The organism is Kitasatospora sp. NPDC048715, from assembly GCF_043198905.1.
Taxonomy (GTDB): domain Bacteria; phylum Actinomycetota; class Actinomycetes; order Streptomycetales; family Streptomycetaceae; genus Kitasatospora; species Kitasatospora lactacystinica.
The window spans coordinates 453,429-462,614 of record NZ_JBICVH010000005.1 but is presented as its reverse complement, the minus strand read 5'-3'; the positions used below and the strand labels follow the sequence as shown (position 1 = coordinate 462,614).

The 9,186-nt window shown below is 75.7% G+C and carries 9 protein-coding genes; 1 reads left to right on the top strand and 8 read right to left on the bottom strand.

What is annotated here, in order from left to right:
- Nucleotides 1-124: 124 nt before the first annotated feature.
- From ACGFSC_RS13190 to ACGFSC_RS13180, 3 genes are read right to left on the bottom strand one after another with little or no spacing between them, the layout of a single operon-like run.
- Nucleotides 125-805, bottom strand: coding sequence for a DUF6875 domain-containing protein (locus ACGFSC_RS13190; protein ID WP_359906325.1), 681 nt, complete (start codon nt 803-805; stop codon nt 125-127).
- Entirely contained in the window at nt 802-1,491 is a 690-nt protein-coding gene (locus ACGFSC_RS13185; protein ID WP_359906328.1) for a hypothetical protein, read from the bottom strand. Before ACGFSC_RS13185 ends, ACGFSC_RS13190 begins: the two co-directional genes overlap by 4 nt.
- Entirely contained in the window at nt 1,488-3,059 is a 1,572-nt protein-coding gene (locus ACGFSC_RS13180) for an aminotransferase class I/II-fold pyridoxal phosphate-dependent enzyme (RefSeq protein ID WP_359906331.1), read from the bottom strand. Before ACGFSC_RS13180 ends, ACGFSC_RS13185 begins: the two co-directional genes overlap by 4 nt.
- Before the next feature lie 354 nt (nt 3,060-3,413).
- Between ACGFSC_RS13180 and ACGFSC_RS13175 the strand changes: the two genes are divergently transcribed.
- Entirely contained in the window at nt 3,414-4,928 is a 1,515-nt protein-coding gene (locus tag ACGFSC_RS13175; protein WP_359906334.1) for a multicopper oxidase domain-containing protein, read from the top strand.
- 148 nt (nt 4,929-5,076) lie between these two features.
- Here the strand turns inward: ACGFSC_RS13175 and ACGFSC_RS13170 are convergent, their stop codons facing one another.
- The 5 genes from ACGFSC_RS13170 to ACGFSC_RS13150 all read right to left on the bottom strand — a co-directional run bounded on the left by ACGFSC_RS13170 (nt 5,077) and on the right by ACGFSC_RS13150 (nt 9,147).
- Complete coding sequence (locus ACGFSC_RS13170) at nt 5,077-6,600, bottom strand: FAD-binding protein (RefSeq protein ID WP_359906337.1); 1,524 nt, start codon at nt 6,598-6,600, stop codon at nt 5,077-5,079.
- A gap of 63 nt (nt 6,601-6,663) precedes the next feature.
- The gene (locus ACGFSC_RS13165) at nt 6,664-7,002 is read right to left on the bottom strand and encodes a hypothetical protein (protein ID WP_359906340.1); all 339 of its coding nucleotides are present in this window, start codon (nt 7,000-7,002) and stop codon (nt 6,664-6,666) included.
- A 371-nt stretch (nt 7,003-7,373) separates the two neighbouring features.
- The gene (locus tag ACGFSC_RS13160; protein WP_063350516.1) at nt 7,374-7,763 is read right to left on the bottom strand and encodes a roadblock/LC7 domain-containing protein; all 390 of its coding nucleotides are present in this window, start codon (nt 7,761-7,763) and stop codon (nt 7,374-7,376) included.
- A complete protein-coding gene (locus tag ACGFSC_RS13155) occupies nt 7,760-8,791 on the bottom strand; it encodes a hypothetical protein (protein ID WP_359906343.1) in 1,032 nt (343 codons plus the stop codon). The genes ACGFSC_RS13160 and ACGFSC_RS13155 overlap by 4 nt, the downstream gene beginning before the upstream one ends.
- Nucleotides 8,788-9,147 carry a hypothetical protein gene (locus tag ACGFSC_RS13150; RefSeq protein ID WP_359906346.1) on the bottom strand — a complete coding sequence of 120 codons (360 nt, stop codon included), beginning with the start codon at nt 9,145-9,147 and terminating at the stop codon, nt 8,788-8,790. The genes ACGFSC_RS13155 and ACGFSC_RS13150 overlap by 4 nt, the downstream gene beginning before the upstream one ends.
- Nucleotides 9,148-9,186 lie beyond the last annotated feature (39 nt).

The following is a 9,186-nucleotide window of genomic DNA, read 5'->3' as shown; positions in this document are numbered from 1 at the left end:
CTCCACGTCGGCCGGACCTCGCGCGCGCTCGCGGGTCGCCACCCGTCCCCTGCCGGCGGTCCGGGCGGGGCGGGCCCCCCCCCGCCCCCGCCCCGGCCCCCCCCCCCCCCCCGGGGGAGGGGGGTCAGGCGGCGGCGTTCTGCCGGCGGGCGCGGACGCTGGTGACCAGCTGGGCGCGGATGCGGGCGGGGACCTCGGGGGCGAAGCGGGCCAGGTAGTGGTTCAGGTGGGTCTCGTCGCCGGCGAGGAAGGGCAGGTCGAAGACCAGGAGCTTGCGCACCGCGAGCAGCGGGACGGGGGCGCGCAGCGGCCTGAAGGTGTGGTTCCACAGGCCGGGTTCCTCGCAGACCGGGTGGAACTGGCCGATCATCAGGCCCTGTTCGACGAACTCGTCCTTGGCTTTGCGCTGGAGCTCGTCCAGCACGGTGGAGTCCTCGCGGTCCAGCTGGGGCATGACCAGCAGGACGGTGAGCAGTTCGCGGTCGGACTCCTCCGTCAGGGCGGCGAGCAACTCGTCGTAGCGGGCGCGCAGTTCGGCGACCAGGCGGGGCAGGTCCCCGTCGGGGGAGCCGTCGGCGACGGCGATGTGGAACAGGCCGCGGCGCAGCGAGGGCTGGGTGTAGGGGCAGACCGGGCCGCTGCGGCCGAGGTCGGGGTGGGCGGTGGTGAGGAAGGCCCGCGCCCAGGCGAGGGTCTCGGCGGCCTCGGGGCGTTCGGCGGCGTGGCCGGCGTCGATCTGTCCGGCGCTGTACAGGCGCAGCGCCGAGGAGCCGGCGGGGGCGGCGGGCAGGGCGGGGGCGGTCATCGGGGCCCCCGCCACACCGGGGCCAGGCGGGGGCCGCCGCCGGGCAGGGCGATGGCCTCGCCGAAGCGGGTGAAGCCGCCGCCGGCGAGCAGGTGGGCCCCGCCGGGGGAGCTGGTCTCGGCGTAGGCGGCCTGGCCGGTGGCGTCGACCTCGGCGAGGAAGGCGTGCAGCAGGGCCCGGCCGGTGAGGGTGCGGCGGGCGTCGGGGTGCACGCCGACGAAGGCGAGGTAGTGGTGGGAGCGGTGGCGCGGGTGGCGCAGGGTCTGCAGGCGGGTGATGGCGGCCAGGCGGCGGGCGGGCCCGTCGTGGCCGGCGGCGTCGATCGCCTCGGCGAGGGCCCGGGTGGCGGCGCCGTCCTTCGGGCCGGGGTCGTCCCAGTGGCCGGGCGGCAGGAACAGCAGCGCCCCCAGCGGCTCGCCGTCCTGCGCGGTGTCGTCACCGGTGGCCCGGTGGGCGACCAGGGCGCCCCGGTGGGCCAGGCACTGCTCGACGTGGACGCGGAAGAAGGCGGGCATCACGCGGGCGCGGTGGCCGGGGTCGGGGAAGGCCCAGAGCATCAGCGCGTCGTCGGCGAAGGCGGCGGCGAGCACGTGGGCGAGGGCGTCCTCCTCGCCCGGGCGGGCCGGGCGCACGACGGGCCGCAGGGCGGTGCCCGCGGCGGCGGGCAGGGCGGTGGTGGTGGTCAACGGGCACTCTCCTCGAACGAGGGGGCGGACGAAGGGGAAGGCGGGTCAACGGTCACATCGGTCGTATCGGTCGTACCGGTGGTACCGGTGGTACCGGGGGCGGCGGTCACGTCGGGCGCACGGGATGCGGCGGTGGCCCCCGCCGCACCGGCCGCACCGGCCGCACCGGCCGCACCGGCCGCACCGGCCGCGGCGGCCAGGGCGGTGACCCGCGCGTGCAGCGGCTCCACCCACTCCTCCGCCTCCGGCTTGATCAGCACGCTGCGCAGCACCCGGGCCCCGCCCGCGTCCGCGCGCACGCCGGGGTGGCGGCGGGTGAAGTCGGCGGCGTCCACGCGCAGCACGCTCAGGTAGACGGGGTCCCGCTCGTCGGCCATGCCCCGGCGCAGGACGTGCTCGCTGGCGGCGTCGATCGCCGACAGCGCGGGCGCCGGCGTCCCGGGGACGGTGGGGAAGTAGGTGAGGATGTCCAGCTGCGGCCGCTGGTGTAGCGTCAACTCATCGCTGTTGTCGATCAGTTCGGCCCAGGCCAGGGCGGCGCGCCGGCTCGCGGCCAGCCCCGCGCCCAGGCCCTCGGGGGTGAGCGGCAGCAGCTGCAGGGTCAGCCACAGCGCGGCGGCCGAGGCCCCGGCGCGCGAGCACTCCAGGCTGATCTCGCCCAGGTGCAGTTCGGCGTCGGTGAAGTAGGTGTACGGGGAGTCGTGGGCGAAGTGCCGCCCGATGCCGGGGTCGGCGAACAGCACCGCCCCGCAGCCGTAGGGCTGCAGGCCGTGCTTGTGCGGGTCGACGGTCACCGAGTCGCAGCCGGCCACGGCCCGCCACGGCGCGGTGTCCACCCCGAGCGAGGCCGCGAGCGCGTCGTCGGCGGCCAGCAGCGCGAAGAACCCGCCGTAGGCGGCGTCCACGTGCACCCGCGCCCCGTAGCGGCGGGCCAGCGGGAGGATCTCGTGCACCGGGTCGACGGCGCCGGGCCCGGTGGTGCCGCAGGTGACCACCACCGTGCCCACCCGCCCGGTGCGCAGCAGTTCCTCCAGTGCGCCGACGTCCATCCGGCCCTCGGCGTCGGCCGCCACCGCGTGGCTCTCGACGCCCAGGACGTGGCACATCCGGCTGTGGGTGTAATGGGCCTGGGCGCTGTGGGCGACGCCGAGGCCGGGGTGGCTCTGGCGCGCCACGTACAGCGCCTCCAGGTTGGCGATGGTGCCGCTGCTGGTCAGGTGGCCCACGTGCGCGGGCAGCGCGAACATGGCGGCGAGCTGCGCGACGCACTCGCGTTCCATGTCGTTGGTGGCCGGCCCGCCCTCGTAGGCGTGGTTGTTGGGGTTGAAGCGCATCGCCGTCAGGTAGCCCACGACCGCCGCCGGGTGCGGGGGCTTGACCATCTGCCCGGCGTAACGCGGGTGGAAGAACGGGTAGTTGTGCTCCAGGCGCTTGGCGAAGCGCTCGAACGCGGCGGCGAAGTCCGCCTCGTCCACCAGGTGCGAGGGGTGCGGCCGCAGCGGTCCGAACCGCTCGCCCCACCGCTCGGCCACCTCGGCCGCCCTCGGCAGCCAGTACCGCAGGTCCACGCTCCGGCCCTTCCCCTTCGAGTCCTTCGACAGACGGGGCCGGCGCGCGGGTGAGCAGCACGCCGGGCCCCCGGCGAGTACGAGCGTTCACCGCGAGCCGAGTCCTTGAGCGTTCCTCGACCGCGTCCGCAGCCACGGTGGCGGCGCCGCGCAAGGCGCCCGCAACACCCGCAGCTCACCCACCGCGGCGCCCGCCGGCCCCACCCGCACCGCCCCCCACCGGCCCGAAGGGCGCCGCCCGCGGCCCCAGCCGGACCCCAGCGCGGCACGAGCGGACGCTGCTGCAATCACCCCCGGACAAGGCCGCCCCCACCCGGGAGAGGCCGGGGGAGCCCACCCGGGAGGAGAGACGCGATGGTGACCAGACGCAGGATGATCGGCGCCGCCCTGGCGACCGGGGGAGGAGTCCTGCTCGTGCGCACCACCCAGCACCCGGCCGCCTCCGCCTCCGCCTCCGCCGCCTCCGCCGCGCAGGACGCGGGGCACGCCCACCCCGCGGGCGCCGCCGCCCCCGACCCGGGCCCCGACGCCGGCCCCGCGCTCGCCCCGAAGTTCACCACCGCCCTGCCGCTGCCCCCGGTGCTCAGCCCCGTCTCCACCGACGGCGGCGCCGACACCTACGCGGTGACCATGCTGCGCTCCTTCGCCCGCATCCTGCCCGGGCACCGCACCGACGTCCTCACCTACAACGGCGCCTTCCCCGGGCCCGTCATCCGCGCCCGCTCCGGACGGCCGGTGATCGTGCGCCAGACCAACCTGCTGGACGACCCGGTCTCCGTCCACCTGCACGGCTCCTCCGTCCCCGTCGACAGCGACGGCGGCCCGATGAACCTGCTGAACGCCGGCGCCACCCGCACCTGCACCTACCCCAACGACCAGCCCCACGCGAGCCTGTGGTTCCACGACCACGCCCACCACCTGGAGTCCGAGCACGTCTACCGGGGACTGGCCGGCACCTACCTGCTCACCGACGCCACCGAGGCCGCCCTGCCGCTGCCCTCGGGCCGCTACGACCTGCCCATCGCACTGCGCGACGCCCGCTTCGACGCCTCCGGCAACCTCGTCTACCGCATGGACGACGCCGCCGGACGCGCCACCATCCTCGCCAACGGCCGCCCCTGGCCCAAGGTCGACGTCGCCGCCCGCCGCTACCGCATCCGCCTGCTCAACTCCTCCAACCTGCGCTTCTTCTCCCTGCGCCTGGCCGACGGCGGCCCCATCACCTGGATCGGCTCCGACGGCGGCCTGCTGGAACGCCCCCACACCACCGACACCGTCGACCTCTCGCCCGGCGAGCGCGCCGACGTCGTCATCGACTTCTCCCGCTACCGCCCCGGCACGAGCGTCGTGCTCACCAACTCCATGCCGCCGGGCCCCGCCGAACACATCGGCCAGGTGCTGCGCTTCGACGTCGGCCGCCCCGCCCCCGACCCCTCCTCCGTCCCCGACCGGCTGCGCACCCTGCCGCCGCCGGGACCGGTGGCCCGCGAGCGCACCGTCGTGCTCAAGGTCGAGGAGGGCGGCGCAGGCGCCGCCCCGCGCGGCCTGATCGACGGCAAGGTGTACGACCCGGCCCGGGTGGACGCCGCCGTCGCCTTCGGCACCTCGGAGATCTGGACCGTCCACAACGCCAACACCGACATCCCGCACAACTTCCACCTGCACCTGGTGCAGTTCCGCGTCCTCCAGCGCAACGGCAGGGCCCCCGGCCCCGAGGAGTCGGGCCTCAAGGACACCGTGCGCCTGATGCCCGGCGAGAGCGTGCGCCTGCAGGCCGCCTTCGACTCCTACCGCGGCCGCTACCCCTACCACTGCCACCTGCTGGACCACTCCGCGATGGGCATGATGGCCCAGATGGAGATCGCCTGAGCACCCGAGAGCCCGATCACCCGATCACCCGGCCACCCGATCACCCGGCCACCCGGCCACCCGATCACCCGGCCACCCGGCCACCCGGCCACCCGAGAGCCGGCCCCCGCCGGGCCGCCCGCCGTGACGCGGGCGGCCCGAGGACGCGTCAGGACGCGTGGATGCCCTGCCCCGGGGTGAGGATCCCCGCCGGGTCCCAGCGCCGCTTGGCCGCCACCACCCGCTCCCACAGCCCCCCGTAGTGGCGCTGCCAGTCCGCGCGCGTCATCCCCGGCACCGCCCCGATCAGGTACCGCTTGCCGCCCAGCTCCACCGCCAGGTCGTACAGCAGCCGGTTGCGCTCCAGCATCGCCGCCGTGTCCGACCCCGGCCCCGGGAAGGCCAGCAGGTCGAAGTGCCAGCCCACCTCCTCCCGCCCCGGCAGCACCGCCAGCGGCGCCTTCACCTTCGAGCGCAGGTACGGGTAGAACAGCAGCAGCCCCGCCCCCAGGTCGGCGGCGGTCAGCACCTCGGCGGCCCGCGCCATGAACGCCCGCGCCGTGGACGCCGGCAGGAACACGCTCAGCCACGGCTTGGGCAGCGCCCAGAACCCGGCCGCCCGCAGGTACCCCGAGAAGCCGTCCACCCGGTAGGCGTACTCCCGCCAGCTCTGCTCCACCACCTCCGTCTCCACCGGCGCCAGCCCCGCCAGCAGCGCCGCCCGGTCCACCGCCTGCCCGGCGTCCGCGAACGCCACCAGCTCCGCCTTGTAGCGCCAGCGCGAACCGTCCGCGCTGCGCACCACGTCGCCGACCTGGAAGTCGAAGCGGCGCCGGGCCAGCACCTTCTCCTGGTCGGCGAGGTAGGCGTCCAGGTCGTCGTAGTACAGCGAGAAGACGTGGGCGCGCTCGGGCACCCGCACCAGGGCGAGGGTGACGCGCACGATGACGCCGACCTGGCCGCCGCCGGCCAGCACCGCCTCGAACAGCTCGCGGTTGCGGGTGGGGGAGGCGGTGACCAGCTCGCCGGTGCCGGTCACCACGTCCAGCTCCAGCACGTTGTCGACCTGCATGCCGTGGCGCTGCACGCCGCCGCCGATGCCGCCGACGCTCAGCGTGCCGCCCACCGACAGGTGCAGGTAGTCGGTGAGCACCGGCGGCACCCAGCCCGCGGCCAGGCCCGCCTCGGTGACCTGCGCCCAGGTCGCCCCGGCCTCGACCACGGCGCGCCCCGGGCGCACCGAGACGATCTTCGACAGGCCGCGGGCGTCGATGGCGACGCCGCCGCGGGGGTTGGCCTGGCCGTAGCTGGAGTGCGACTCCAGTGCGGCCTCGCCGAGCTGCGCGAGGTCCCCGCTCTGCCCGTTGACGGCCACCGGGATGCGGTGGCGGCGGGCGAAGGCGACCAGCTGCTGCACGTCGCGCACCGAGCCGGGGCGCAGCACGGCCCGGGGCGCGGCGGTGACGAGGTGTCCGAAGTCGCCGGAGAAGCGCTCCAGGCCCTCGCCCCGCAGGGTCACCGTGCCGTCCAGGGCGGGCAGCCGGGCGATGTCGGCGCCGGTGTCCGCGTCGGTGTCCGCGTCGGCCTCGGTGGCCCAGGCGGCGGTGGCGGTGTTCCAGCCGATGACGGCGGTGAGGGCCCCGGCGCCGGCCGAGGTGAGGAGGGCGCGGCGCGACAGTCCTGACCTGCTCATATCAGAATTTCTCCGATCAGTCGTCAAATAGGGATTGTTGTACCGCAACTATCGGGTGATCACCTACTGGCGTGCACCGGTGATCTGCTGCTCGATGCGCCGCAGCTCGGCCATCGGGTACTCCCACATCCGCACCTGGTGGGCGGGGGCGTGGGCGGGAACGTGCGCGCACGCCGCCCGCGCCTCGTCCAGCAGTGCCTGCCGCGCCCCGGGCAGGTGGGCCACCCGCGGCCCCTCGGCGGCCTCCCGCAGGACGAACGCCAGCTTGTAGGCGTGGGCGGCCGGGCTGACGGCGAACAGCGCCCGGTACACCCACAGGCCCTCCTCGCCGCGCAGGATCCGCTCGTTGTGGCTCAGCAGCCGCACCCGGGCCTTCAGCACCATGTCCTCGTGCACGCTCATCGCGCCCGTCCCCCTTCGTCGTTCGTGTGGTCCCCCCTCCGCCCGCCGCCCCCGGTGCGGGGGCAGCACGCCGTGCGCGCCGGCCGCCCTGGAAAGGACGGCCGGCACGGGATGCGGAAGGGGATGCGCACGAGTCTGCGGGCGCGCACCGACGCGCGGCAAGGCGGAAGAAGGGTGGGCTGCGTCCTACCGAACCCTTGCCCGACCTGGCAGGATGGGGGTCGGCACCCTCCGGGCCGGGCGCCGCGGGGCCGAACTTTCGAGTCCGAACTCCCGGGCCCGGGTTCCCGAGCCCGAGCCCGAGCTCCCGAGGCGGAGCCGGAGGAGGCGGGCCGTGACCCACGTGCAACCGGGCTCCGACAACCGCACGACTAGACCGCGGGGACCATCCCGAGCAGCTCGCTCAGGCGGCGGACCGTGGCGGGCGACTCGCGGTGCAGGCCGGCGACGTCGAGGCCCTCGTCCCCCAGGATCATCAGCAGCGCCTGCTCCCCGATCGCCAGCACCACGACGTAGCCGCTGTTGCAGCGGGTGACCACGTCGCGCAGGCCGCCCACGCCGACCTCGGCCGCGGTGCGCCGGCCGAGGCCGAGCATGGCGGCCGACAGGGCGGCGGCCGACTCGGGGTGGACGGCGGCCGTGTCGGCGGCCACCAGCAGGCCGTCGGTGGTGGAGATGACGCTCTCCGAGATGCCCATGACCCGGTCGCGGAGGGACTTCAACTCGTCGACCAGCACGGCGGTCGGTGTCTGGCTGCTCATGGTGCGCTCTTCTCGCTCTTCTCGCTCTGCTCGGTCGTCTCGGTGCGCGCGGTGTGCTCGGCGCGGTGTGCGTTCGGTGGACCGTCGGGAGCGGCCGCCGCTCCCTCGGATCGGGCGGGCGGGCCGCCCGGACCACCCGGACCACCCGGGCCGCGTCCGCCGCGGACGCGGCGCGGCAGCGGCCCGGTGTCGGCCGGCGGCGGTTCGCTCGTCGGCATGCGCGGGGCCACGCTCGGTGCCAGGGGAGCCGGGTGCGCCGGTTCCCGGTGGAGCAGGTGCCGGGCGTCCATCCGTACGAGGTCGAGGAGCACGGCGAACACGCCGCGTCCCAGGGCGAAGCCGAGGTCGCGCGCGGTGCGGCGGCCGGTGGCGGCGGCCAGGATCTCCCGGTAGCGGACCGGGATCCGCAGCGCGCCGGACTCGGCCCGGGCGGCAGGACGGATCCGGATGCGGGCCAGTTCGCCGGGCGGTCCCCAGAGGCGGGTCAGCAGGGCCGTCCGCCGGGCGGTCTCCTCGAAGAGCAGCTCCGGCTCGATGCCCGGGCGCAGCGCGATCCCGGCAGGCGGCGCCGCCTCGGCGGTCTCCCAACTGCCGGGCGGGCTCAGCGCCAGGGCGAAGGCCCCGTCGAAGGCGGCGGCGGCGCAGACGGCTTCGAGCTCGGCGGCGCCGATCGACCCCTGAGCCACCAGGGCCGCACCGAGGTCGCCGCCCCAGGCCGGGGGAGCGTCGGCCGGCCGGCCGATTGACGCGGCCGTCTCGGCGGACGCCCACTCCTCCTCGCCGACGCGCCGGGACTTCAGCAGCAGGGTCTCGGCGGTCGGGGCCCCGGGGGTCTCGACCGCGGCGACCAGACCCTGCTCCAGGTGGATCGTGCCGCCCGGTGCGCCGGAGACGGTGACCGAGCCGGTGAACTCCGTCCGGCGCAGCGCGAGCAGCAGCGCGGGCACGTTGCGCGCGGTGGGCGAAGCCGGCGTCGTGGGAGCCGCGGGCACGGCGGGCGGCGCCGTGTCGTGGGACGGGTCGGTCATGCCAGCAAGTCCTGCGCGCGGTCGGCGGTCTGGCGGACGGCCAGCGCCAGGTTGGTCCGTTCCCGGTCCAGCACGGTGGCCAGCAGCAGGGGGTCGCCCTTCCGGGACACCACCTGGACGACCTGGTGATGGCGGGTGCTGGTGACCACCAGGCTCTCCAACTCGCTCTCCGCCCCTGCCTCGTACAGCCGCTCGCCGATCAGGTTGGTCAGCTCGGCGAGTTCGGCCCCGGTCCCGAGCAGCCGGTGGTCCCCGGCGGACCGGTAGCTGAGACCTGTGACGGCGTCGACGAGCGCGGCACCGACCACTCCGGGGGAGCCGAGCACATCGGAGAGGGAAGCTTCGAGTGCGCGCACCAGTACCCCTTCACGTTCTGAACCCCGGCAGCGTACTTT

Coding starts and splice junctions, on each gene's coding strand:
- ACGFSC_RS13190 (WP_359906325.1), bottom strand. CDS start 805: ATGACCGCCCCCGCCCTGCCCGCCGCCCCCGCCGGCTCCTCGGCGCTG.
- ACGFSC_RS13175 (WP_359906334.1), top strand. CDS start 3,414: ATGGTGACCAGACGCAGGATGATCGGCGCCGCCCTGGCGACCGGGGGA.
- ACGFSC_RS13170 (WP_359906337.1), bottom strand. CDS start 6,600: ATGAGCAGGTCAGGACTGTCGCGCCGCGCCCTCCTCACCTCGGCCGGC.
- ACGFSC_RS13165 (WP_359906340.1), bottom strand. CDS start 7,002: ATGAGCGTGCACGAGGACATGGTGCTGAAGGCCCGGGTGCGGCTGCTG.
- ACGFSC_RS13160 (WP_063350516.1), bottom strand. CDS start 7,763: ATGAGCAGCCAGACACCGACCGCCGTGCTGGTCGACGAGTTGAAGTCC.
- ACGFSC_RS13155 (WP_359906343.1), bottom strand. CDS start 8,791: ATGACCGACCCGTCCCACGACACGGCGCCGCCCGCCGTGCCCGCGGCT.